This is a genomic window from Gluconobacter cerinus (assembly GCF_025961355.1).
Classification (GTDB): domain Bacteria; phylum Pseudomonadota; class Alphaproteobacteria; order Acetobacterales; family Acetobacteraceae; genus Gluconobacter; species Gluconobacter cerinus.
The window spans coordinates 77,953-101,210 of the sequence record NZ_JAOQNM010000001.1; the positions used below are offsets into that span (position 1 = coordinate 77,953).

At 56.6% G+C, this 23,258-nt stretch carries 33 protein-coding genes; 29 read left to right on the forward strand and 4 right to left on the reverse strand.

The window, feature by feature from the left end; translation table 11 throughout:
* The first annotated feature begins 111 nt into the window (after nucleotides 1-111).
* The 8 genes from M2305_RS00380 (at nucleotide 112) to M2305_RS00415 (ending at nucleotide 4,173) form a co-directional block, all read left to right on the forward strand.
* Nucleotides 112-414 carry a hypothetical protein gene (locus M2305_RS00380; protein ID WP_211496842.1) on the forward strand — a complete coding sequence of 101 codons (303 nt, stop codon included), beginning with the start codon at nucleotides 112-114 and terminating at the stop codon, nucleotides 412-414.
* Nucleotides 415-538: 124 nt separating this feature from the next.
* Entirely contained in the window at nucleotides 539-766 is a 228-nt protein-coding gene (locus tag M2305_RS00385) for a helix-turn-helix domain-containing protein (RefSeq protein ID WP_264648218.1), read from the forward strand.
* The gene (locus M2305_RS00390) at nucleotides 763-1,104 is read left to right on the forward strand and encodes a hypothetical protein (protein WP_264648219.1); all 342 of its coding nucleotides are present in this window, start codon (nucleotides 763-765) and stop codon (nucleotides 1,102-1,104) included. Before M2305_RS00385 ends, M2305_RS00390 begins: the two co-directional genes overlap by 4 nt.
* Nucleotides 1,101-1,370: a DUF2312 domain-containing protein gene (locus tag M2305_RS00395; protein WP_264648220.1), complete on the forward strand. Its 270-nt coding sequence runs from the start codon at nucleotides 1,101-1,103 to the stop codon at nucleotides 1,368-1,370. The genes M2305_RS00390 and M2305_RS00395 overlap by 4 nt, the downstream gene beginning before the upstream one ends.
* Nucleotide 1,371: 1 nt before the next feature.
* Nucleotides 1,372-1,809 carry a hypothetical protein gene (locus tag M2305_RS00400; protein ID WP_264648221.1) on the forward strand — a complete coding sequence of 146 codons (438 nt, stop codon included), beginning with the start codon at nucleotides 1,372-1,374 and terminating at the stop codon, nucleotides 1,807-1,809.
* Entirely contained in the window at nucleotides 1,806-2,738 is a 933-nt protein-coding gene (locus M2305_RS00405; protein ID WP_264648222.1) for a hypothetical protein, read from the forward strand. The genes M2305_RS00400 and M2305_RS00405 overlap by 4 nt, the downstream gene beginning before the upstream one ends.
* Nucleotides 2,735-3,625, forward strand: coding sequence for a hypothetical protein (locus tag M2305_RS00410; protein ID WP_264648223.1), 891 nt, complete (start codon nucleotides 2,735-2,737; stop codon nucleotides 3,623-3,625). The genes M2305_RS00405 and M2305_RS00410 overlap by 4 nt, the downstream gene beginning before the upstream one ends.
* Nucleotides 3,622-4,173, forward strand: a complete 552-nt coding sequence (locus tag M2305_RS00415; protein WP_264648224.1) for a hypothetical protein — start codon at nucleotides 3,622-3,624, stop codon at nucleotides 4,171-4,173. The genes M2305_RS00410 and M2305_RS00415 overlap by 4 nt, the downstream gene beginning before the upstream one ends.
* 642 nt (nucleotides 4,174-4,815) lie before the next feature.
* Here the strand turns inward: M2305_RS00415 and M2305_RS00420 are convergent.
* On the reverse strand, nucleotides 4,816-5,583 hold the full coding sequence (locus M2305_RS00420; protein ID WP_264648225.1) for a hypothetical protein: 768 nt from the start codon (nucleotides 5,581-5,583) through the stop codon (nucleotides 4,816-4,818).
* Nucleotides 5,584-5,675: 92 nt separating this feature from the next.
* On the opposite strand from M2305_RS00420, the gene M2305_RS00425 reads away from it, so the two are divergent.
* From M2305_RS00425 to istB, 6 genes are all read left to right on the forward strand, one after another.
* Entirely contained in the window at nucleotides 5,676-6,002 is a 327-nt protein-coding gene (locus tag M2305_RS00425) for a DUF5681 domain-containing protein (RefSeq protein WP_046901568.1), read from the forward strand.
* Nucleotides 5,995-7,341, forward strand: a complete 1,347-nt coding sequence (locus M2305_RS00430; RefSeq protein ID WP_264648226.1) for a terminase large subunit domain-containing protein — start codon at nucleotides 5,995-5,997, stop codon at nucleotides 7,339-7,341. Before M2305_RS00425 ends, M2305_RS00430 begins: the two co-directional genes overlap by 8 nt.
* Before the next feature lie 61 nt (nucleotides 7,342-7,402).
* Nucleotides 7,403-7,582 (forward strand): hypothetical protein, encoded by a 180-nt coding sequence (locus M2305_RS00435; RefSeq protein WP_215767433.1) that lies wholly within the window; start codon nucleotides 7,403-7,405, stop codon nucleotides 7,580-7,582.
* Nucleotides 7,579-8,340, forward strand: a complete 762-nt coding sequence (locus M2305_RS00440; RefSeq protein ID WP_264648227.1) for a portal protein — start codon at nucleotides 7,579-7,581, stop codon at nucleotides 8,338-8,340. Before M2305_RS00435 ends, M2305_RS00440 begins: the two co-directional genes overlap by 4 nt.
* Nucleotides 8,341-8,430: 90 nt before the next feature.
* The gene (gene istA, locus M2305_RS00445) at nucleotides 8,431-9,954 is read left to right on the forward strand and encodes an IS21 family transposase (RefSeq protein WP_264648228.1); all 1,524 of its coding nucleotides are present in this window, start codon (nucleotides 8,431-8,433) and stop codon (nucleotides 9,952-9,954) included.
* Entirely contained in the window at nucleotides 9,944-10,729 is a 786-nt protein-coding gene (gene istB, locus M2305_RS00450) for an IS21-like element helper ATPase IstB (protein WP_211564224.1), read from the forward strand. The genes istA and istB overlap by 11 nt, the downstream gene beginning before the upstream one ends.
* Before the next feature lie 63 nt (nucleotides 10,730-10,792).
* Here the strand turns inward: istB and M2305_RS00455 are convergent, their stop codons facing one another.
* The gene (locus M2305_RS00455) at nucleotides 10,793-10,987 is read right to left on the reverse strand and encodes a hypothetical protein (RefSeq protein WP_264648229.1); all 195 of its coding nucleotides are present in this window, start codon (nucleotides 10,985-10,987) and stop codon (nucleotides 10,793-10,795) included.
* Between the two features lie 9 nt (nucleotides 10,988-10,996).
* Between M2305_RS00455 and M2305_RS00460 the strand changes: the two genes are divergently transcribed.
* From M2305_RS00460 to M2305_RS00490, 7 genes are read left to right on the forward strand one after another with little or no spacing between them, the layout of a single operon-like run.
* Nucleotides 10,997-11,230 carry a hypothetical protein gene (locus M2305_RS00460; protein ID WP_264648230.1) on the forward strand — a complete coding sequence of 78 codons (234 nt, stop codon included), beginning with the start codon at nucleotides 10,997-10,999 and terminating at the stop codon, nucleotides 11,228-11,230.
* Complete coding sequence (locus M2305_RS00465) at nucleotides 11,227-11,619, forward strand: hypothetical protein (protein WP_264648231.1); 393 nt, start codon at nucleotides 11,227-11,229, stop codon at nucleotides 11,617-11,619. The genes M2305_RS00460 and M2305_RS00465 overlap by 4 nt, the downstream gene beginning before the upstream one ends.
* Entirely contained in the window at nucleotides 11,619-11,936 is a 318-nt protein-coding gene (locus M2305_RS00470; protein ID WP_264648232.1) for a hypothetical protein, read from the forward strand. Before M2305_RS00465 ends, M2305_RS00470 begins: the two co-directional genes overlap by 1 nt.
* Nucleotides 11,933-12,289, forward strand: a complete 357-nt coding sequence (locus M2305_RS00475) for a hypothetical protein (RefSeq protein WP_264648233.1) — start codon at nucleotides 11,933-11,935, stop codon at nucleotides 12,287-12,289. Before M2305_RS00470 ends, M2305_RS00475 begins: the two co-directional genes overlap by 4 nt.
* Complete coding sequence (locus M2305_RS00480; protein WP_264648234.1) at nucleotides 12,286-12,996, forward strand: hypothetical protein; 711 nt, start codon at nucleotides 12,286-12,288, stop codon at nucleotides 12,994-12,996. Before M2305_RS00475 ends, M2305_RS00480 begins: the two co-directional genes overlap by 4 nt.
* Nucleotides 12,997-12,998: 2 nt before the next feature.
* Nucleotides 12,999-14,450 (forward strand): hypothetical protein, encoded by a 1,452-nt coding sequence (locus M2305_RS00485; RefSeq protein WP_264648235.1) that lies wholly within the window; start codon nucleotides 12,999-13,001, stop codon nucleotides 14,448-14,450.
* On the forward strand, nucleotides 14,437-16,833 hold the full coding sequence (locus M2305_RS00490; RefSeq protein ID WP_264648236.1) for a lytic transglycosylase domain-containing protein: 2,397 nt from the start codon (nucleotides 14,437-14,439) through the stop codon (nucleotides 16,831-16,833). Before M2305_RS00485 ends, M2305_RS00490 begins: the two co-directional genes overlap by 14 nt.
* Here the strand turns inward: M2305_RS00490 and M2305_RS00495 are convergent.
* The gene (locus M2305_RS00495; RefSeq protein WP_264648237.1) at nucleotides 16,821-17,093 is read right to left on the reverse strand and encodes a hypothetical protein; all 273 of its coding nucleotides are present in this window, start codon (nucleotides 17,091-17,093) and stop codon (nucleotides 16,821-16,823) included. The genes M2305_RS00490 and M2305_RS00495 overlap by 13 nt on opposite strands.
* A gap of 501 nt (nucleotides 17,094-17,594) precedes the next feature.
* Nucleotides 17,595-17,918 carry a DUF3761 domain-containing protein gene (locus M2305_RS16335; protein WP_408871451.1) on the reverse strand — a complete coding sequence of 108 codons (324 nt, stop codon included), beginning with the start codon at nucleotides 17,916-17,918 and terminating at the stop codon, nucleotides 17,595-17,597.
* Nucleotides 17,919-18,247: 329 nt separating this feature from the next.
* Here M2305_RS16335 and M2305_RS00500 point away from each other — a divergent pair, with 329 nt between their 5' ends.
* From M2305_RS00500 to M2305_RS00535, 8 genes are read left to right on the forward strand one after another with little or no spacing between them, the layout of a single operon-like run.
* Nucleotides 18,248-18,961, forward strand: a complete 714-nt coding sequence (locus tag M2305_RS00500) for a hypothetical protein (protein ID WP_264648238.1) — start codon at nucleotides 18,248-18,250, stop codon at nucleotides 18,959-18,961.
* Nucleotides 18,961-19,641, forward strand: coding sequence for a hypothetical protein (locus tag M2305_RS00505; protein ID WP_264648239.1), 681 nt, complete (start codon nucleotides 18,961-18,963; stop codon nucleotides 19,639-19,641). Before M2305_RS00500 ends, M2305_RS00505 begins: the two co-directional genes overlap by 1 nt.
* A 1-nt stretch (nucleotide 19,642) precedes the next feature.
* Complete coding sequence (locus M2305_RS00510; protein ID WP_264648240.1) at nucleotides 19,643-21,328, forward strand: LamG-like jellyroll fold domain-containing protein; 1,686 nt, start codon at nucleotides 19,643-19,645, stop codon at nucleotides 21,326-21,328.
* Between the two features lie 19 nt (nucleotides 21,329-21,347).
* Complete coding sequence (locus M2305_RS00515) at nucleotides 21,348-21,653, forward strand: hypothetical protein (protein ID WP_264648241.1); 306 nt, start codon at nucleotides 21,348-21,350, stop codon at nucleotides 21,651-21,653.
* Nucleotides 21,650-22,129, forward strand: a complete 480-nt coding sequence (locus tag M2305_RS00520) for a hypothetical protein (RefSeq protein WP_264648242.1) — start codon at nucleotides 21,650-21,652, stop codon at nucleotides 22,127-22,129. Before M2305_RS00515 ends, M2305_RS00520 begins: the two co-directional genes overlap by 4 nt.
* Nucleotides 22,126-22,461, forward strand: coding sequence for a hypothetical protein (locus M2305_RS00525; RefSeq protein WP_264648243.1), 336 nt, complete (start codon nucleotides 22,126-22,128; stop codon nucleotides 22,459-22,461). The genes M2305_RS00520 and M2305_RS00525 overlap by 4 nt, the downstream gene beginning before the upstream one ends.
* Nucleotides 22,462-22,500: 39 nt before the next feature.
* Complete coding sequence (locus M2305_RS00530) at nucleotides 22,501-22,710, forward strand: hypothetical protein (RefSeq protein WP_215767536.1); 210 nt, start codon at nucleotides 22,501-22,503, stop codon at nucleotides 22,708-22,710.
* A complete protein-coding gene (locus M2305_RS00535; RefSeq protein WP_264648244.1) occupies nucleotides 22,707-22,940 on the forward strand; it encodes a hypothetical protein in 234 nt (77 codons plus the stop codon). Before M2305_RS00530 ends, M2305_RS00535 begins: the two co-directional genes overlap by 4 nt.
* The last annotated feature ends 318 nt before the right edge of the window (nucleotides 22,941-23,258 follow it).

The window sequence follows — 23,258 nt, forward strand, 5'->3', positions numbered from 1 at the left end:
TGTTCTCCGTTCTTCGCTCAGTGACATGACGAAGAATGGAGAAAAAGCATGGGAAATGATCGGGCAAATCTCGACCGAAACTTGCCAATTATTGACCGAAAGTTTCCGCGAATGAGCGCCGTTACCATTGCGCCTGTCCGCGACCGACTTCTTGAAGCGATCCGGCGGGAGTTCATGCCCCTTCGCTTCGGAGCCGAAATGCTGGCGCGGGCTGCGAAGAAAACGCCCCGTGCTGCACGTAACTGGCTGTCAGACAAGAATGCGCCCGATGCGGAAGCGCTGATTGAGCTGATGGCCTCGTCCGAAAACCTCAGAAACGAGGTGCTGATGCTGGTTGCTGAGCGCCAGCACGCACGAGGAGCAGACACATGCCCTGGTTCAAAGTCCGGCTGCGACGCCGGTTTGTTTGGCTGAAGCGAGAGGAAGGACCTCCGCCGTCATGCCACGTCCTTTGCCTGCACGTCTCCTGGTTCGACTGGGAAACGTGGGCCGACAAGATGAAGCGTGCCCTGAGAGCGGCGGAAGAGGAGTTGCGTCGATGAGCGCCATTCCGATTACAGAAGTGAAATCACTCGTGGCCGATGCGGTGGAGTTGGCAGGAGGCCAGCGCGCGCTTGCTCGCCGCCGCGGGGTTTCTCAGTCCGATATTTCGCAGGCCCTTAACGGCGGTCGCAAGGACGCACGCAATCGAGTGCTGAATGCGCTTGGCTATTCCGTCGTAACGCCTCCGGAATACCTCGTGCCTATGTGGGGGCAGAACCGATGATGGAAGCTGCCCCGGGCCTCTTTGGAGATCAAGCCCTATCAGCTTGGCATTACGATGAACTGTATGCCCGCGCCGAAACAGTCCTGCGCGTTCCTCGCAAGGGCTCAGTGCTTCCGGCAGCGGAGATCAGGCTTTCACGCGGGATCTGTCACTCGTGGTTCTGGGATGCCTGCTGGCATGCGGCCCTCGCTGGTGGTGGCTGTCCTTTCCATGGATCCGAGTGCGAAAGCCGTGCCGAAGCCATCTCAAAAGCAAAAATCTGGATCGAGAAGAAGATCCCCCACATGGACCCGTCTGATGCCAATCGCGTCCGGGTTGCCCTCGGAGAACTCGCATGACCCAAGACATGACAGGCCACAACAGCGCCGCAACGGGCGGGATCGCGGCGGATCGCTTGCGCTCCATCATTGAGCGCGTTGAGCGTCTGGAAGAAGAGCGCAAGGCTCTCGCTGGAGACATCAAGGACATCTTCTCAGAAGCAAAGTCGGCTGGGTTTGACGTGAAGGTCATCAAGCAGATTATCCGCCTTCGCAAGCAGGAGCCTGCCGAGGTCGAAGAGCAGCAAACTCTGCTCGACATTTATTGCCGCGCTTTGGGAATGTGAGATGACCCGGACAATCTCATTCACCCTACCCGCGCCTTACCCGCTCGTGAATCGCACAACCGGCTACAGCCACTTCACTGCGGCGAGGCAGAAGAACGACATGCAACGGCAGGTCTCGGCTGCGGCTTATCACCTACGGCCTTCTGTGCCGTTTGACAGGGCGCATGTCCTGATCGAACGACATTCGGTCGGCACGCCTGACACAGACAATCTGGTGGGCTCTGCCAAGCGTCTGATTGACTGCCTGACGACGCCTCGCCCGTTGAATGTCCGTACGCCAGGCGCTCGCCAGCGGGTCAAGAACAAGCGTGGCCTGGGCTTTGTCGTGGACGATGGGCCGAAGCATCTCACGCTCGAAGTACGGGGCGTGAAATGCCGCCTGTGCGAGCAGAAGACGGTCGTGACGATCACTGAAATTGTGGATGAGGTGGCGATATGAGTGATCTTCCTGATCCTCTTACGACCCCAGAAGTCGATTTGCGCGGTTATGGGTTTATGCCGCTATTCGGCAACCGGCTTTTCCAGTCGAACCTTTATCGGCGCTCTGTCGTCACCTGTCCTCGTGCAGGCTTGGCAGCCATTAAGCTGTGGTGGTGCGCGTGGAACCAAGTCCCTTGCGGCAGCCTTCCGGACGATGAGATCGAGCTTGCCGTCATGGCTGACTTCGGAGCGGACGTAAAAGGTTGGCGCAAATGCAGCGCCCTTGCCCTGCAGGGCTTTGTGAAATGCTCAGATGGACGTCTCTACCATCCAATTCTTTGCGATGAGGCTATTCCGTCATTTGAAAAGCGTCTCAAGGCAGATGCGAAACGCACCAAAGACTACAAGCGCCTGAAAGATTGGCGTGAAAAACGTTCCCGCAGTGACGTTTCATGTGGCGATGAAACGGCAGATGAAACGCGTTTCACCGATCAAAATGAAACGAATATTCAAGAGCAGAGAAGCGTTTCAGAACCGGTAAGACAGTTAGACAGTAGTTCTTCACTACGTTCAGAACCCTCTTCACTTCGTTCAGAGGTTGGCGAACTTGCAGTTTCGCAACCCACCAAGGCCCCGAAGCGAAAAACTCGTTTGCCGGGGAATTGGCAGCCGTCCAGTTCTGAGCGCGCCTATGCCGAAAACTTGGAGCTGGACGTTGATGCGACTGCGGAGACTTTCCGCCTCCACTGGCTGGCCAACGGAGACACCAAGGCCGACTGGACGGCGGCGTTCCAAGGCTGGTGCCGTCGAGAAAAGTCTTGGGGGGTGAAGCGTAGGGGTATAACCCCAGACCCTGAACGTACCCCCCAATCTCGCCCTAGAACCGCAGCACAGAACGCGGACGAGAACGCCCGCTTCCTGATGGATCGAATGGGGGTAAGCCGATGAGCAACGTTGTCACAACTGGGGCCAAGCTCCCGACGATCAGAAGGGATCTGAACGACGCCCTGATGGTTCGAGGATCGGAAACGCGCTTTGGCCCGACCGAAAGCGCCGAGGAGCGAATTGCCCGGATGCGTCGTGGTGATCCAGTTCCGGGCATGGTGATCCGGATCCATCCCGATCGCCCTTCTGCCCGAGTGATCGCCGAGGCTAAGAGCATCCTTCCAGCCCTTGAAGCCGCGATGAGGCCAGCTAACGCGAGAGCCGTGCTCGAGGCAGCGGAGCGGATGCTGATCAGCCTGAATGGAGCCGTCGCCAACCCGTTCAGCGTCGATGCGGCCCGTGCTCGCGCCTGCCTTCTCGCCGATGTGGCGCAGGATTTGCCGTCTGGGGTTTGGGATCAGTCCACCGACCGCGCTCTGCTGCGGGCCTGCAAGTTCATGCCCTCAGTCGCTGAGCTGGTCGAACTGCTCGAAGCGCAGGTCCAGCCGTTGCGAGACAAAATCGCCAAGGTTCGGATGATCGCTGCCAGTGGTCCGGATCGCGCCGAGGATCGGGAACGCCTCACCTCCGAGGAAATCGAGCGCCGCCGCAAGATCCTGGCCGACCGCAAGGCTGAACTCGAAGCGCAAAACCGCGAGGAAGACCGGATCCGCAAGCACGGCAATCACACGCCCGCTGGAGCCGAGGGACTGACCGGGATTGATCTGGCCAACGCCCTGAAACGCGCCCTCCCCGCCATGTCTGGCGACCTGCGGGACGTGACGGAACAGCGGATCGCGATGTTGGAGCAGAACGCGGCCCTTATCGCGCAGTTGAGCGGAGGAAAACCCGCAGAAAATAGCCAAAAAGAGCACGATTTTTCTGGTACTGAAACGGCGGTTCTGGCATGATGGACGAGATGAAAAACCCCGAAATTCCGCCAGAAACTGACGTCTGGCCGCACTGTGTCGATACCTCGCGTCAGGGTCTCGGTCCGGCAATCGACTGGAACGCGTCATGCGCCAGACTGAGGGTGCAGCAGCGTCGGGATATGGCCGCGAGAGCGTCGAGGTTGAGCGCTGAGTGCGGTGACGAGCGTTTCGGGCGCCAGTCTTCGTCTGAGGGCATGAAAGCCGCTGTGCGCGAAGATATGGCGGTCGGGGCGATTAATACCGAGGGGGATTTTGGGATGGAAGAGAACGGATTTACGGTCGCTAAAAAGACGATCTGGGACAAGCTGGGATTTGGCGAAGCTTATGTGAGCCGCCCTCTGGATGAGGGCTATGCTGATGGGATGGCGCCCGGGTTCTTCGTCACGAATGTGCGGGTTGTTTTTGACTGGAAAGACCGCCTTCGCACGCTGGTTTCTGGGAAAATCCACGTCGAGGTCGTGTCCAAAACGAACGTAACCGTAGTCAGAGCGGAGACACGGGCGGCAACAAAGGTCATGAGGCCATGACCCTCCCTCGGTAACAGCATATTTGATACATTATAAACATAATAATTAAAGAATTCAATAAATATTCGAACTATACAGCCAAAAGGCAGAAGAAGTCCTTAAATTTAAAAATAAAGACGCATTAATTATAATGCGGATAGACTTTTCTATCATATATTTATTGTATCCACTCCTAATCAAGAAGCTCTTTATGGCTCCAACTGTTGCGATGTGATGCAGAATATTAATAATATCTGCATCATCAATAATTCTTCTCCCAGTAAAATTTCTTATTTCTATTAAAATGTCCCTAACGCAGAAGTAATATATAGATTTATTAAAGTATTTACTTGGTATATAAAGATGAGTTACCCCAAAGATAATTTTGTGATTATTATTATGAAGTGTTATGTTTCTATTTATTCCTGAAATCTCCCAATGTGCGTAAACCATAATTTCAGATGCTATAATGCATGTTTGGTCAGTAATTATCGAAAACATTACTAATTCCTTAGGGCATTAAACTTTACAATTAATTATAGAGCATGATTTATGTGTCAATGTGTTTCTGGAAATTTTCAGCATAGGCTTAACCCCAAACGGCGCCCCCCTTCCCGCACTTTCAGCAGTCGTAAGCCCAGCCTGATTTTGTTGGCGTCTTGGTCATAAAAATTTCTCAGGGAATACGGTTTTTAGAAAACCTGTAACTTCGGTTTTGTAGGGTTCAATCCATGGATTTTGGGACGAATAGTAATGCCCCCCAAGGTGATATTTTTCTTCCGCTACAGCGTCTTTTTCAGTTTGAGTAATTATTTCTAAAATTTCTGAGTAGTTTGGAAGGTCTGGTGTTATTGGGTATTCTTTAGATCCATTCAAATCAAACATAACAATACCATTTGATCGGACAAGCGTTCTGAAAACGTAAGAAGGTCGATATTTGCCGGAAAGATTATTTTCTCCCGTAAAAATATTAACGTATTTTATTTCTCCTCCGGTTCTCGCGTCACGCTTCTTTGCCTCTTCTATCGCCTCGATAGCATTATGCGTATCGTCCCATTTTGTTTTTGCAAACGCTCGTCCTGTTCCAGCCGTGCAAATTCCGGACTTCTCATCGTAAATCCATGCATCATCATTACCAAACAAAAAGTCGATCTTGTGCGTTTTAATATTCACTGCACAAAATACAGCTTCAGGCTTTCCATTTTTTATTGGAGGGAATGGTGGTAGACCTTTACTTTTATTATTTAACCACTCATGCCAGCAGTAAGATGTACGGCCACTTCCTGCGAAGATAAATACATAACCTCTCGCAACGCATATTTTATCATCATCAGAATCAACGGAGAATATTAGTTTATCTGAGCGCTTATCTGAATGCCTTGAATCTGCGGCTACTATGCCAGAATTCAAATCGACTATGAAAGTTGTCATGCGAATATAGTAGCACGAATTAAACGCAGAATTGTGGTATCCTGTTACCGGTTTTGCTTGTACTGAACATGGCCTGATGATAGGTTGGGCCTATGACAGAACCCACTGCAAACAGCGGCAAGCAGCGGAGAAAACCGCCAGCAGGCAAGCCATTTCAAAAAGGACAATCCGGCAATCCATCAGGGCGACCCAAGGCCCTGAAAGAGGTTGTCGAGCTTGCGCGGTCTCACACCATCACGGCTATCGAGGCGCTTGCACAGATCGCAGGTAAAGCCACAGCCCCTGAAAGCGCTCGCGTGTCTGCTGCGAATGCCCTGCTCGACCGTGCCTGGGGCAAGCCGAAGGACACCGTAGCGCTCGAGAACGCGGAGGGCGGGCAGCCCTTCCAGATCGTCATTCGCAAGCTGAGTGATGGCTGAGCTTCAGATCCCGGCTTACGGTTGGCTTCCACGTGATTACCAGATGGGGCTTTGGACCTATCTCGAGAACGGCGGGAAACGCGCATACGAGGTCGCGCATCGTCGATGGGGCAAGGATGACGTTGCGTTGAACTGGGCAGCCGTTTCTGCGCTTACGAAGGTCGGCAACTACTGGCACATGCTTCCCGAGGCGAGCCAGGCGCGGAAAGCCATCTGGGACGCGGTGAACCCACACACTGGACGCCGCCGCATCGATGAGGCTTTTCCGGAAGAAATCCGCGCCACGACCAAAGAACAGGAAATGTTCATCCGGTTCATCAACGGCTCAACATGGCAGGTTGTTGGCTCGGACAACTTCAACAGCCTCGTGGGCTCAACACCGATTGGCGTGGTATTTTCCGAATGGGCGCTGGCGAACCCTTCGGCCTGGGCGTTTCTCTCTCCGATCCTGCTGGAAAATGGCGGATGGGCGATGTTCATCACCACGCCACGCGGACGCAATCACGCCAAGACGTTCTTCGACGGGATGCGCAATGAACCGGGCTGGTTCTGCGAAGTCTCGAGCGTTGAAAAGACAGGACGTTTCACGCCCGAACAGTTGGCAGCAGAAAAGAGACAGCTCGTGGCTCAGTATGGCGAGGACGATGGCGGGGCAAAGTACGAGCAGGAATACGACTGCTCCTTCGATGCGGCCATACAGGGCAGCTACTACGGCAAGATCATGAAGCGCCTTGATGAGGATGGGCGCCTTGGTGATGTCCCGCACAATCCATCCCTGCCCGTCATCACGGCTTGGGATCTTGGCATCGGTGACAGCACGGTCATCTGGTGCGCGCAGCAGATCGGTCCAGACGTTCGCGTGATCGACTGCATTGCCGGATCCGGTCAGGGCATCGACTGGTATGTGCGAGAGCTTGGGAAGCGCCCCTACACCTACCGCCAGCACATCGTTCCGCATGACGCGAATAATGGCGACCTTGGAACCGGTCAGCGCCGGATCGATACCATGCGCTCACTTGGTATGAACCCGATCCGCGTCCTACCTCGCACGCCGGTGGATGATGGGATTAGCGCGGCCCGCAATCTCCTGCCACGCTGCCGGATTGACCGGAAGAACTGCCAACGCGGGATTGAAGCGCTCGAGCAGTATCGCAAGTCGTGGGACGACGCGAACAAGGTGTTTCGTGACAAGCCGCTGCATGACTGGGCGTCCGACTACGCGGATGCGTTTCGGTATCTGGCTGTTGGGTTGAGGGATCGCGAGGATGATAAGCCGACACGCAAGCCCATCAAACGCTCTCCCTTGATCGGCGCTGCCGGTGGATGGATGGGGGTGTAATCGGTCCAACCTGTTGAATTTGGTTGTACTGACAGGTTTTGGTGTGGTATTCGAATACCTCATGAAGACACGAATTCGCTTGGTGTACCGACGGTTTTGGTTTGGGGCTGCTCGCTTCTGTTTCCGGCGTTTGCGTTTCTCCGCATCTGACGGAACAACTGTGCTTCGTATCTTCATGCGAGATGGCGTTGCAGTCGCCTATGACCCGACAACGGATGACTGGGCGCGGTGGTCAGCATGAGCGGTCGTCTCCCAGAAACAGATGATGTTCTCCGCGAAGTTCAGGAGCGGTTCGAAGCCGCACGTGATTTCGAGGCGCAGTGGCGCAAGCATGCCTTGGAAGATCTGCGGTTCTTCCATGCCGATGCGTACAACCATGACCAGTGGGACAGTGCTGTTTATCAGGCACGTTCCGGAACGTTTGGTGGCTCCCCTCGCCCTTGTCTGACGATCAACAAAACCCAGCAGCACGTCTTCCAGATCGAGAACGACGCGCGGCAGTCGCAAATGGGCATGAAGGTCAATGCGACCGGCTTTGGCTCGAACGAAAAAGCGGCAGACGTCATCGAAGGCATTATCCGCCATATCGAGTATCAGTCGAACGCTCAGCAGAACGCCTATAACTGCGCCATACAAGGACAGGTACGCCAGGGAATGGGCTGGGTTCACGTCGTCACAGACTACGTGCGCGGGCAAGACAGCTTCGATCAGGACTTCTTCATCAAGTCCGTGCCGGACCCGCGATCCGTTTATTCCGATCCAAACACGCAAGAGCCCGATCATTCGGACATGCAGTGGGCGATGATCGTGGAGGAAATGCCGCGCGCTGAGTTCGAGCGGCTTTATCCCGGGCATGAAGACGTCAAGGGCGCGCCACTGTCTATCGCGGCAGAGGGCGATGAACGCACAGACATTTCAGAGCGCGATACTGTGCGTGTGTTCCGGTATTACCGTCGCAACGAGGACAAGGACACGCTGTTGATTTTCACTGAGAACTGACCCTGGGAGCGGGGAAATTTTCATTCAGAATTGACCCATGCCTGACACTGCTCCCGACGCATGAGCGCGGGAGGCGAAGGAGTGATCAGCATGGACTTGTTGAGTGTAATCCGCCGTTGGCACTATCGGGATCGTCTGCCGATCCGTGAGATTGAGCGCCGGACGCACCTGTCGCGGAATACGATCCGCAAATATCTTCGATCCGAAACGCTTGAGCCGGTTTTTGCGAGCACTGTCCGGATGAGCAAGCTGGACCCGTTTGCACAAAAGCTGACGAACTGGCTGATGCTTGAGGCTTCGAAGTCGCGCAAACATAAACGCACAGGGCGCCGCTTTCATGCGGATCTTGTAGCGCTTGGCTATACGGGGTCGTATGGCCGGGTTGCCGCCTTCATAAGAGAGTGGAAAGCCGAGCAGCAGAAGGTGAAACAGACGACGGGGCGTGGCGTGTTCGTGCCCCTGAGCTTTCAGCCAGGCGAAGCCTTCCAGTTCGACTGGGGTGAGGACTGGGCGGTTATTGGGGGACGGCGGATCAAACTGCAGGTTGCCCACACCAAGCTTTGCTATAGCCGTGCCTTCATTTTGCGGGCCTATCCACTCCAGACGCATGAAATGCTGTTCGATGCCCTGACAGAGGCTTTCCGCGTTCTGGGAGGCGTTCCCCGCAGAGGTATTTTCGACAACATGAAAACAGCGGTGGATTGTATCGGGCAGGGCAAAGCCCGTCAGGTCAATCTGCGTTTTTCTGCCTTGGTCAGCCATTACCTCTTCGAGGCGGAATTCTGTAATCCGGCCGCAGGCTGGGAGAAAGGACAGATCGAGAAGACCGTTCAGGACGCGCGGCGGCAGATCTGGCAGGACATGCCGAATTTTCCAGACCTGACAGCTTTGAATGCCTGGCTTGAGACGCGTTGCCTGGAGCAGTGGATCAGCCTGCGTCATGTCGAACTGCCTGGCAATGTCGCCGCGGCGCATGCGGCGGAGATGCCTCACCTGATGGTGCCGGGACGAGCATTTGACGGGTTTGTCGAGCACACCAAGCGTGTATCGCCGACCTGCCTCATTCAGTTCGAGAGCAATCGTTACAGCGTGCCAGCGTCCTTTGCCAATCGGCCTGTCAGTCTGCGCGTCTATCCTGAGCGGCTGGTTGTTGCAGCCGAAGGCAAAGTGCTTTGCGAGCACTCCCGGATCGTGACGCGCTTCCATGGGCTGCCTGGACGAACGGTCTATGACTGGCGGCATTACCTGGCTGTACTCCAGCGCAAACCGGGTGCCTTGCGCAATGGCGCACCTTTCACGGACCTGCCCGAAGCGTTTCGCATTCTCCAAACCCATCTGCTTCGCCGTCCCGGTGGTGACCGGGAAATGGTCGAGATCCTTGCTCTGGTTCTCCATCATGACGAGCAGGCCGTGCTTTGTGCTGTCGAACTCGCAATCGGGGATGGCGTGGCGACAAAGACCCATATCCTCAACACACTGCACCGTCTGACCGACGCCAAGAAAACGGATGGTCCAAGGATCGATGCGCCACAGGCGCTGAAGCTCGAACACGAACCCCGGGCCGACACAGGGCGGTATGATACTCTGCGTGGAGCGACCCGCCATGCGTCATGATCCTGCTATCGGTGCTCTCGTCGTTATGCTGAGGGGCTTGCGCCTGTACGGCATGGCGCAAGCCACAGAAGAGCTGGGCCAGCAGGGAGCACCAGCATTCGAGGCGGCCGTTCCTGTCCTCGCGCAGCTCCTCAAGGCCGAACTGGCCGAGCGCGAGGTGCGCTCCATTGCCTATCAGATCAGGGCGGCGAAGTTTCCGGCCTACAAGGATCTGGCAGGCTTCGACTTCTCGGCTGCCGAGATCAATGAAGCCACAGTTCGTCAGCTCCATGCAGGAGACTTCGTGGATCGCGCTGAAAACGTCGTGCTCATCGGTGGACCCGGGACGGGTAAAACGCACGTCGCTATTGCCCTGGCCGTACAGGCAATCGAATATCACCGTAGAAAAATCAGGTTCTGGTCTACCGTCGATCTCGTCAACGCCCTGGAGCAGGAAAAGGCCGCCAATCGGGCCGGACAGATTGCCGAACGCCTCCTGCGTCTCGACCTGCTGATCCTTGATGAGCTGGGATATCTGCCATTCAGCGCATCAGGTGGCGCACTTCTGTTCCACCTGCTCAGCCGTCTCTACGAACGTACCAGTGTTATCATCACCACCAATTTGAGCTTCGGTGAATGGGGCGAGGTCTTCGGCGACGCCAAGATGACAACCGCCCTTCTCGATCGCCTCACCCATCACTGTCATATCCTCGAAACAGGCAATGACAGCTACCGCTTCCGCGCCAGTACAGCCGCCCCAAAGGCCAGAAAGGACAAAAAAACCTTATCCGCTTGACCTCTCCATAAAACACAGGAGAGATAACCACAGGCCGGGTCAATTCCTGATGAAAACCCAGGGTCAGTTCTCAGTGAAAATCAACACCAGTACCGCCCTTATTGCTGGGCCGCAGCGTATGGCAAGGTTTTCGCGGGTGATTACGAAAACGGCATCATTTACGAGGCCAGCCTGGACACGTTCACTGAGAACGGCACGCCCATCAAACGCCAGCGTGCTTTCCCTCACCTGCTGACCAGTGGCGCGCGCGGCATTCATCGCCAGTTCATGGTGGATATGCAGGACGGCGGAGGCCAGAGTGTCGACGTGGATTGGAGCGACGATCGTGGCGCAACATTCTGCACGCCGCAGTCTCTTTCCCTGGGCGTAACAGGTAACACATGGCCGTCGCTTTGGCGGCTCGGTCTGGCGCGTGATCGCGTGTATCGCCTCACCTGGCAGGCATCTGGGAATACCGCACTCATGGGAGCGTTCCTCGCGATCGATCCGGTGCGGACATGAGTGCGCGCGATCTTAACTGCCCGCTGCCTCATCAGATCTGCAACGCAGATGGCACACTGACGGCATTAGGCCAGACCTTCCTTCGTCGCCTTTGGGAACGGACCGGATCAGCCCCCGGCACCGATACGGCCTGGATCGAAGCAGAGGCCGATATGGCCACGCTTTCTGCCGCTCAGGCTCAGACCTCCGCCTTTGCGGCATTGCGTGAAGCGCAGGACGCCCTCTCCCTTGCCGAGCAAACGCTTTTGCAGGCCCAGTCCATCCGGGCGCAGACTTTAAAAGCATTGGAAACGGCACAGGATTCCGCTATTCTCTCGGTTACGGCGCGACCACCGCGTGACGGGTCACATTCAGACGAGAGCATGATCTTTGCGATCATGAAGCCCTGATGTCCGTTGTCGCGAAATCCCTTCAGCCTGGAACAACCCTGACCGCTTCCGCTGCTACAGTTTTCAAAGCTGGAGCCGGAACAAGTGTTGTGACGAGCGGTGTGCTGTCAAACCCCACCTCAGCAGCAGTGACGTTCACGTTCCAGATCCAGAGATCGGGCGGCGCGGCTCTGGCTGTCGTTCCGCAACGGTCCATTCAGGCCAATGGCACCGATTTGCTTCCAGAGCTGTCGAGCCTTGTCCTGACGGATGGTGACGTTCTGCTCGCCTCGGGTGCAGGGCTTGTCTGCATCCTGAATGGTTACGCCCTGTCGTGATGACGGACGCTGAAATCCTGGGCGCCGTGCCTCCGGAGAACGCGATCCTCTACCGGGACGGCGATGCGGTCGGGATGCTGTTGCCGATCACGTCGTCTGTCTGGGAGGTCCATTGCGGGGCTGCCCCGGCCATGCGGGGCAAAGCATCCCTCGCCGCGTTCCGTCGCCTGCTCTCCGAATTCTGGTCTGACCACCCCGAGGTTCAGGAACTGATTGGGGTTATGAAATCAGAGCATCTGTGCGCCCGGTACAACGCGGCTCGGCTCGGCTTTGAGCGCGTCAACACAACCCCCATCACATGGCCGGACGGGACTGTCCGCAATACCGCCGATTACAGGATGAAACGCCCATGATCCGCCATCCCGCTGCTCAGGCTGATTACTTGCCGGGGGTTTGTTTTGATCCGAGCGCCGCTATCGGGGGCGGTTTATCCGCTGCGGGTACGGTGGCTGCCACGGCCATGCAGGTCAATGCCGAGAAGCAGGCGCGCGCGATTGCCGTCAACACGGCCAAGGAAGTCGCACCGACGATCACGGACAGTGCGACCTCCGCCAACGCCTTGCTCGGAAACTATGCCTCTACAGGCAACTCCGCGATCAATGCGCTGTCGAATGGACTGACAGAAAGCCAGCTTCAGGCCACTCCCGGATACAAGTTCAACCTTCAGCAAGGCGAACAGGCGGCGACGAACAGCGCCGCCGCGCGGGGGCTGGCGAATAGTGGGGCAGCCCAGAAGGGCGCTGCGACCTATGCCTCCGGCCTTGCTGACAGCACGTATCAGAACCAGTTCAACGACACGAACGCACTGGCGCAGGAGGGCTACAACGCCCTCAACCAGCAGGGCAACAACACCATGACGGCCGCGAACAATGCGGCTCAGGTCCGTATGGAAGGCGCGAATGGTGCCATGGCCACGACGGTTGGTGCGGGTAATGCGCTGGCCAGTGGTCTCTCGTCTCTGGGTAATACGGCCAGTCAGTACAGCATGTACAATGCGCTTTTAAATGGCTCTGGTTCTTCTTCATCTGATCCCTTTGGTGGATCTGGAACGAGTGCTTAACCATGGCAGGCTTCAACACAAACGCCCTCATGCCGACACCGCTCACGCAGCAGACCAATCCGCTTGAGTTCGCGTCTCAGGCTGTCGGTCTTCGCAATGCTCTGCTCGGTAACAAAATCCAGCAGGCGAAGTATGATGCTGACATGGCGCAGGGAAATGCTCTTCTCGGCGCGACTGGCGCAGATGGCCGCACAGATTACGCCAAGGCCCGCGCCGCAATGGCTGCTGACCCGGCTGCCGCATATGGGGCAGCGCAGGCCGTACGCGAACAGAACGCTGCGCGCGCGGACGATCTCGCCAACACAGAAGCCGGGAAAAACGCGGTCGGGGCCATCCTGTCCTACGTTGGATCAAACCCGGATCAGGCGCACCTCTTCGCAGCGAAGCGCATGGCCAAAGCGATTTTTCCTGGTCAGAACGTTGACGCTATCGTTAATCAGATCGCGCAACACCCGGACGGCATTGCGGGCGGCGTAGCGCAACTGACGAACTCCATGCAGGCTCCAGGCCAGCAGGAAGCCAACGTTTATGGCACACCCGGTGCGACCGTAAACAACGGGCAGCAGACCGTCATTGGAACGCAGCAGAGCGCCATGAATGGCGGGCAGTTTCAGCCGACGACGACGGTTCAGCAACAGACATCGCCCGATACCAATTCTACCCCGATGGAGGTCATCAACCCAGACGGCTCCCGCAGCTACGTCAGGCGCGATCAGGTGGTTGGTGGCGCAAAGCCGACCGTTCCGCCCGAGGCGATGGGTTCGGGACGTTATCCGACGCAGCAGCCCGCAAACCCCGGCTATCAGGCCGCACCCGCAGCAGGTCAGACGGAAGCCCTTGCCGCGACTGCGAAGGCCGGAGCAGATGGGGCCAATGCGCTCATGCAAGCGTCCGCGAACCGCAATGATCGGATGGCTATGCTTGGGAATATGGGTTCGGATCTGGAAGGCTTTAATAGCGGTCCGGGCTACGAAAATCTTCGCCACCTAGCTTCCGTTGTTGATAATTGGACGGGAGCGACATGGAAGAGTGGAGATATTCAAGATGCTCAGTCCTTCAACAAGTGGGCGCAAAATCTTGCCAATGCTCAATCACAAGCCTTGGGGACTGGCACTGACAGCAAGCTAGCTGCCGCCGTCCACGCCAGCCCGAACAGTGCGCTTCAAAGCGGAACAAACCGCCTCATGATCCATCAGCTTCAGGGCAATGAAGACGCGATCAATGCCAAGGCGCAGGCGTGGAAAGCCTCGGGGATGCAGCCTGCGCAGTTCCAGCAGTGGAACCAGCAGTTCAGCCAAAGTTTCGACCCGCGTGCGTTCCAGATGATCCGCATGACGCCACAGGAGCGCAGCACCTATATCGAGGGTCTGAAGAAGTCCGGGCAGTTCGATGAACTGAAGAACAATTACAACGCCATGGCTGAAGCCGGGTTGGTGCCAAGTGGCAGACCTTGACCGCGTTTATGACGATGCCGGGAAATACTGGAACGTTGACCCGGACGTTCTGAGGGCGGTTCATCAGGTTGAAGATCCGCAGAATGATCCAAAGATCCGGTCTCATGCGGGTGCTATCGGCCATATGCAGTTCATGCCGGATACAGCGCGGCGCCTAAGTATCGATCCGACTGACCCGGTGCAAAGCATCTATGGCGCGGCGCGCCTACTGGACGAAAACCTGAAGCACTACGGCAATCTTCCGGATGCGCTCCGGGCTTACAATGGCGGCACAGACCGCACCAAATGGGGAAACCCCGAGACAATGGCTTATCCGGGCAAGGTTGCGACAAATTACCAGCCAGCGCAGAACCGTGCACAGACGTCTGGGCCCGATGCGTTTGATACGATGTTCGGCGGGACGCCAGAGACGAACGCTCCCGCTCCTGCTCAGAAACCATCTGGCGATGCGTTCGAGACGATGTTTGGTCAGTCAGGATCGGCAGACCCTAAATCGGCAGAACCGTCGCGCGCGGAAAAAGCCTGGACGCTTGTAAACGATACGGTGAACTCCGCAGGACGGGAGATCGACCGGACATTCGGTGTCGGCGTCCCTCATCTTGTGAGTTGGGCCACGTCTCTTGGTCATCACATCGACAATCCGGTTTCCCGCGCCGCACACGGCGTCGGTGACTGGGTTGCCTCCAAGGAAGACGGCGACGAAGCGGCGCGCAAGAACGATTATGGCGCGCCTTATACGGATGCAGCCGGGACCATGCTTGGCGCAGGGTTGGCAACCGCGCTTGGTGGTCGTGTCGTGCGCCCTGCTGCTGCGGCGCTTGACGAAACGAGGGCTGGTCGTGTTGTCGCCAATGCACTGACTGGCGATGGCCCTTCTTCGATGAAGTACGCCAACAACGCCCTTGCGGCAGCGGTGCAGACCGGTCTCGCTGGCGGCGACTGGAAGGACGCGACAGCCCTGACACTTGGCCTCGGTGCGGCTGGAAAGCTCGGGAGTAAAGTCCTCTCGCCTGTCACGGATCGCGCCTCTGCGGCGCTCCGCCGTGCTGGGGATTATCTGGACCCACAAGGCGCGGCTGCCAGAGGAGCAGAAGAAGCGCCTATAGAAATCGGACAGGCTGCCAGCACTTCGGCGCAGAAGGCGGAAGAGAAAGCCCAGATCAAGGCTATCTCCAAGGTTGGCGCCTTCAGTGATCCGGAGAAAGCCGCAGATGCCATCATGAAGGCCTTCACGAGTGAGGACGGAACGCGGCTGTATCAGGCGCAGGTTCCGGGTGTCTTCCACACGACTGCGGTGCGCACTCAGGATGCCAAAATGGCAGGATTGGAAAACAACCTGCGGGATCTTTACCCGGATGCTTTCAGGACGCTGGATAGCGCCAATGACCATGCCTACACGCAGCACCTGCGGGAGACGATTGGGACGCCGGAGCAGATCCACAACCTGGAAGCCGAGCGTTCAGCCTTCGAGGAGGCGCAGCGAACAAAGGCTTTTGAGAATGAAGAAGCCGTGCCGGTGGGGGCGCTTCATTCGATACTGGATAGCCATATCTCGGCCAATAAAGGCAATGAGCCGGTTCGTCAGGCCATCATGAAAGCCAAGAAGGCGCTCGAGGATGTGACGTTTGCCAAAGAAAATCCGTCGCCAACGCATACTCTTTGGAATGAGCCGAAAGACCCTGTTCGTTGGGCAAGCCCGTCCGATCTTTGGAATGTCCGCAAGGCTATCGGTTACGGCCTTCAGAAAGCCGCGGCCGGTGAAGACGGTCATATGCGTGCAGCGGCTGCTCGCCTCTCTCCCTTTATGGATGACCTCGCGCACCACATCGACCAGGGCGCCCCCGGCTTTCATGACTATCTGGCTGGATATTCGCAGCGCTCAGGCACTCTCGACAGCCTGCGCTTTCTTCAGTCGCGCGGCCTGATGCAGCCTTCGACAAATGCGCCAACGGGTGAAAGTGTAAATTACACGGCGCTGAAGAACCTCATCAAGCAGATCGACAAGAATGAGGTTTCGGTTGCGACCAAGGGAACAGACGCTGTTACGCCTGAGCAGGAAGCGCGCATTCGGACGCTCTACCGCGACATGCTTGCAGAACGCACCATGCGAGACGCGGGCGGCTCCGTGGGGTCAAAGACCTTCAAGGCAGGGATGACGCAGCGCCAGAAGGAAATCCGAGGCGGTCATTTTGGTGGGGCTGTCAGTACACTCGGCGGCTTACTTGGCGCTCAGGAAGGTGGCTTAATGACGGGCGGCGCGACAGGAGCAGCGCTCCATGCGGGTAATGCTCTACTTGGTCACGCTCTTGCCAATCGTCGCCTCACCAAAATGGAGCAGACGGATCAAGCAGTTATCAATCACTTGTTGGGTCAGTCGCGGTAATTGAACCGAACGCCATTCAAAAGCCGATCCGCCCTTTCTACGCGGTATCGGCGGATAGCGTAAGGGATGAAGGATAAGCAGATCAGCACAAACGCCAGCGTGTAATCGTATCCCGGGTTCCGCGTAAATGGGCTTGGATCATTGTATGACGATAGCCACAAAACCGCGAAAAAAGCCGGGAACGCCAATGCAGGCAAAAGGTACCCCTTCACCCAGAAGAAGCACCAAGCCGCAGCCACGACGAGATAGAGGAAGATCATGCCTCGGAGTTTACCTGCGGTTGGGGCAATTTGCTACTAACCATTCATGGTCTGCCTGCCCTGTAATGCAAGGCCCTGTTGGCCCATGATATGCATTCGGATCTGATGATGGTGGTCCAGAATAAACCCCACCTCCAGGCCCAGTATACATCCCGCCTCCAGGGCCTGTATACATTCCCCCACCCGGACCGGTGTACATTCCCCCGCCTGGTCCGGTATACATACCTCCACCAGGACCCGTGTATTTTCCACCGCCAGGTCCAGTGTATAGCCCTCCGCCTGGACCCGTATATAATCCGCCACCGGGCCCCGTATAGCAAGGGCCGCCTGGTCCCGTGTAACCAATGCAATCATCAGCGTAAGAAGTGTTTAATGGAGCCGAGATTGCAGCAATAGCAATCAACGCAATAGATAGTCTTCTCACAATCTCTTCTCCGAACTGTAACGCACTATTTCATTTCTGAGAGAGTCGGGTCAATGCGCTATTCCCGGCAGAGCCGGTTAGAGCCACTGTTCGACACCGCCATGATGCGAACAGGTTCCGCGCCTATGCTGGCTAAAGCTAAAAGTGCCATCTTCGCATTTGGCTGACGCGCCCGAAGGCATTCTGTTTCCTGCTGTGTGGCTAGGAGAATGGATGCGTTTTCCATCGACGTTGGTGTAGTGGCCGTTATCTAGCAGAACGACCTCTTGGCTAGGCTTCGTTACTTGTGGTTTCGGCTGCGGGGGCTGAAATGCATATGCCTGCGGAGCTAGAAAAAGCAGTCCAATAGCAATAAAAAAGCCAAATAACGTTCTATTAACGACAAATCCATTCCAAGGCATATTTAGCCCTCCACAATGGATTGGCGCACTTGTCTTGGATTCGAGTCAATTGATTGAATTAATTGTGGCGGCCTACACTTCGCCCTAACAATTTTCCCTCATCCACATCCCACCAACAACCAAAGGTGGCTTCTGTGGACTCCCTCAACTACATCTACGATCATCTCGACACGGCGATGGCTTGCTTGCGATTGGTGCAACCCCGCTTATTCTCGATTTAGCGCATCACGGTCTTTTATAGCGTTGCTTTCCAAGATCGTTTTGTCATAGAATCTCAGCACGGCACGCTTCGCGTGTGACGGGTCACAATCTGTCTAAGATTTCCCCTCATGCGCCCCCTATTGCTTGCCGTTCCCCTTCTTATCCCACTGTGCGCCCAGGCGCAGACGACTGCCGCTAATCCGGTTGAGCCGTTTTCGTATGGCGTTCGGACCGGCACGCCCAAGAACCCACTTGTCGCAGTGCTGTCTTCTGTCGTGCCTTCTGCTCAGGCTGGTTCGACACAGGCCGCCTCTCCCGTTGAGCTATTCAGCTACGGGCGCCGTGTCGGTACGCAGTCGAACCCAATTTACGTCAATCTTGGAAATGCCCTCGACGGCTATCTACCTCTAACGGGGGGTAACACGACCGGGCCGCTCAATGGTTACGAGTATTTTCCTGGGTTGATTGGAAGTAGTTCTTCTGGCTCTACAGTGACGCTAACGACAGATAATAGCGGGAACCTTACTACAGCCAACTGTATGGTTATTCCGGGTCACGGTGCGACGGAATACGACATCAATATCATTGGTGTTAGCAGCAACGGCACTGATGCGTTCTTGCAGCGCTTTTCCGGCGTCATGAGCTATCGGACGACTTCCGGCTATGTTCTGACGGCAAGCTCGTCTTCTAACAATTATCCGGCCATTGGTTCTGATCATGGCACCGTTGCCGCCACTGTGGCGGCTGACACCAATGGATGCCTGCGCCTCACTGCGACCGGTGGCGGTTCCGGCTCCTGGAAATGGCGTGCGGGTGTTCACTACGAAAATCTGGTGCCCTGATGGGTGATGCTATGCCAACCATCGTAGGCGCTCCCGATTACATCACGCGCGGCGAGTTTTCCGAGGTCCGGCAGGACGTGAAGACGCCGGAGCGGCAGATGGTCGAGGTCCAGACGATGCAAACGACGCAGCAGACCACGTTAAACGAAACCCTTGCCGCGGTTCGTAAACAAGGCTGCGTTCTATCCATGGTCATTGCGGTGTTCTCCGGCCTTGGTGGCGTCGCTTCAGCCCGCCCCCCTTCCACCATCCTTGATCCTGGTTTTTTCGGCGGCGGCCCCTGGCTATCAAAGCAGGAACTGATCCAAGGGCGGAACGCTCCCAATGGCATCGCTGGCACGGACGCGAACGGTCATGTGACGGCCTCATCGATTACTGTTACTGCGCTTTCAGGCACAAACGTCACGGTATCGCCGACCGATACCGACACCACGCTTTATACCCTGACGCCATCGGCTCCCACTACGATCACACTAGGAGCAGGCGGGGCTGCGGTCGGGCAGAAAATCATCGATCTACTTGTGACCCAGCCGTCCTCGGGTGGGGCGTCCGTCGCACTAGCCGGCACGATCTTTTGGCCCAATGGCGCTCAGCCCGTCATCAGCGCAAAGGCTGGCGATAAAACGCTTATTCGCTTCATGACCGTTGATGGCGGCCGAACCTATATCGGTGGTATCTAAAATGAGAAATTGGCTCAAGCTCGCAGCCTTGGGCGCGACCTTTCTGGTCTCCCCTGTGTATGCTGGAACTTACGACGCAACTGGCACATCGGTGACTTATGGTCCTGGTCTATTCAGTGAAGCAACGACCGGTGGTCTTCTCACAACACCGACCAGCCTTGCCGATGCACTGTCCTCAGCTTCTGGTCTGACAATCGAAGTCCGCTTCAAAATATCAGGTAATCCATCCTCAACGCAGGTCATGGTCGGCAATAAAAATCTCGGCTGGTTCGGCGTTACTACGAGCGGCAATCTGACATTCGTAAACAATGGGACGGATGGCGGCCAGTACACCTTAACAACATCCGGCACGGTAACTGACGGCCAATGGCATACGGCGACTATGGTTATTGGAACCGGTGCGATGGTCGGCTACCTTGATGGTGAGAGCGTCGGTATAGCGTCCACAAACATTAAAACGGTTCCTGCTGGAACGCAGTTTGGGCTGCGCGGTTTTGAGGATGGCGGCTTCGGATTTACTGGCACGATAGATGAAGTTTCATTCTGGAACATCGTGCGTTCATGGCAAGGGTGGACCCCAGAGGACGCGCCGTTTCAGGGTATTGAGCCGGGTCTCTTGGCGCTTTATCACCTGAACAACGATACGACCGACAGCGTGACATCTTCCGTTCAGGCGTCTTTTTCTGACGGGACTGTATATTTCAGTCCCTATAATTGGGGCGCACTATCCGACACATCCAAAGATTCCATCAATGCTGGCGCGTATTTCAAAACCACCTTCTCAGGCGAAAATTGCGCGTTGGCGTTTAGTACCTATGGAGAGTCAGAGCCATTAACGCAGGTTAGCGTCTCGGTGGATGGGATGGACGCCAAAACATACCCAGTAAGGGGCTCCATACCCTGCACGCCCAGCTCTCTAGTCTCCACCTCCGTTCACTCTCTCAGGGTTTCCTTGAAGTCCACATCTGAGGGGCTAATTAGATGGGCGACTACCCCTGGAACCCGTGCGGAATTAACGGGAATAAGCATCGGTGCCAGCCAATCCTTTTATGCTCCGAAAGTGTATCCGCGTACGCTGCTGTTCTACGGCGATAGCATTACGGAAGGTGTGCGAACACTTGGGGAGACCCAAGCCTATGACACTAACCGCAATGACAATGCAGTTGAATGGTCTGCTCAGGTAGCCCAGAGGCTGAACGCTGAATACGGCATTGTTGGGTTTGGCGGTACCGGACTGACTGTCGGTGGGTCGGGAGGTGTCCCATCACTGCCGAACACATGGAGCCAGGTCTTTCCCGGTCAAAATCGGTCTTTTGCCTTGTGCCCAGATGCTATGATTGAGAACGAAGGCACAAACGACGCCAACGCAACCACCTCGTCCGTTCAGGCAGCAGAAACGTCATTCCTGACGGCTTTTTCTTCGATGTGCCCATTCACAAAATCCATCGTCATGCGCCCTTTCAACGGAGCGCAGTGGCAAGCGCTACAGGCATCTGTTGCCGAAATGGGCAGTCGTAATATCAGCCTTCTTGATACGACAGGCTTCATGAATACGGTGATGGGCGTGGATAGCCTTGGAGTGCACCCGACAGCCAATAATGCGGTGAATTACCTGGCTCCACAGGCTGCAGCGGCGGTGCGTCAGATCATCGAAGCGCAACCCTCACAGACCTACACGTTCCGGTAAGTGGAAAGACAGGCAAGTGATGCCAAACACACTCATTTCACCTCAGGCTGCGGACCCGCGCTTTGACGACCACGAACGACGCATCACAGCCTTGGAGGTTGGTATGACGGCCATTCAGGTGAAGCTCAGCGAGGTTCAGACGGAAGGGCGGATGCGCGGGGAGCGGCAGGACACGGATCTGCGCGACCTCAAAAGCATGATCAGCACCCTTCTCGGCGGTATGTCCTTTTTCAAATGGGCTGGCGCCATGGCGGTCACGATCCTCGCTTTTCTGGCGATTTATGGTGAGCGTCTTCTCCATTTCTGGCAGGCGCTTCACACGTGACCGGCCTCGACGTGCGTCAACTCAAATACGAGATCGTGCGGCCTACGCTGATTGCGCTCGGGCTCTGGTCCTCTTCAGCTGAGAACCTGCTGACGGGAACTGCTCTTGCGGAAAGCCGCGCCGCTTATGTCCGGCAAGTTGGCGGTGGCCCTGCCGTTGGTCTTTGGCAGATGGAGCCAGCCACTCATGACGACTGCTGGACGAACTTCCTCAACTTCCCGGCACAGTCTCGGCTGGCGACGGTATGCACTCGCATGCGCGCTCCTGATCTGTCTGCGTCAGCGCAGTTGGTCACGAACCTCCGTTATGCCTGCGCGATGGCGCGCATCCGGTTCTATCGCGTGCGTGACGCCCTGCCCGCCTCCACCGACGCGGCCGGACTAAGTGCGTACCACAAGGCTCATTACAATACGGCACAGGGCGCGGCTGATCCGGTCGCGAATGTTGCCTTCTTCGCAGAGGCCATCGCGGCATGAACCCAAACGTCAACACCTTCCTCAAGGCTGGCGGCGTCGGCTCTCTGCTGGTGCTGCTGCCTGATCTGATCCCGGCTCAATATCTGATCTATCCGGCATGGCTGATTGTTGGCTGCGCGATCCTGCGCGCCGTGATCCAGCCCCCGGAAGCAACGAGCAAATGGGCCGGACTTTACGAATTGATGTCGGCTATTGGCGGTTGCATCGGATGGGCGATCCCTCGCCTGCGTCCGGGCATTACCGCTGTTCCTGTCGCGCGCGAAGACGCGGCGAAGGTGAAGGCCGCCATCCCCGAAATCCTCAGCAAGTCCACGGCACCGGTCGCGGATTGACTGCGGGACACCCCAAACCACTCAAAAGGAAATGCCATCATGGCAACTGACACACTCATTCAGGAAGCTGGCGCACTCGGACAGGAACTGCTGCCAGTTCTGGGCGGCTTCATCATCGAGAAGCTGGATCCGAACTGCGACACGGTAGCGGCCAAGGCGGCTCTTGTCGGTCTGGCCGGCAACATCGCTTCCCTCGTCACGGCGTTGGAAACGAAGACGACCACGACTGAAACGGTCGCGGCTGCTTGAGCCAGTACGTCTACATCGGCGGGGGCGTCATTGCCCTCGCCTTTGTCGCCTGGCTGATCTGGTTTTCGTACCGGGCCGGGAAGAACAACGCGTCTGTCACGACGGCACAAGCCGCGACTGATAGCGCAACAGCAATCACCGAGAAGGCCGAAGCGATGGCGCAGGCTCAGGCGGATAAGCCCGCCACGACAGACGCTGTTTTGGCGCGGCTTGATGGCGGTTCGGCATGAGGTGGCTTGTCTTGGCACTTTCCCTTACCGGCTGCACATCCGTGCGCTATGTGCCCTGCCCCACGCTGGTGACGTACTCGGCTGCCGATCAGAAAGCGCTGGCAACGGAGATCAGAGCGCATCCTAGCCCGCAGGTAATCCGCTGGATTAGCGATTATATAGGTTATCGCGATCAGGCACGGGCATGCTCGAAAAAGTAGCCATCGTCGCCCTGATCGTTCTGGCCCTGCTCTGCGCCGTCGTCATTGCCCCGATTGTCTGGGATGAGATTACGCGGGATTGAGTGCCAACCGGTTGCAAACAAACAAAGAACACACC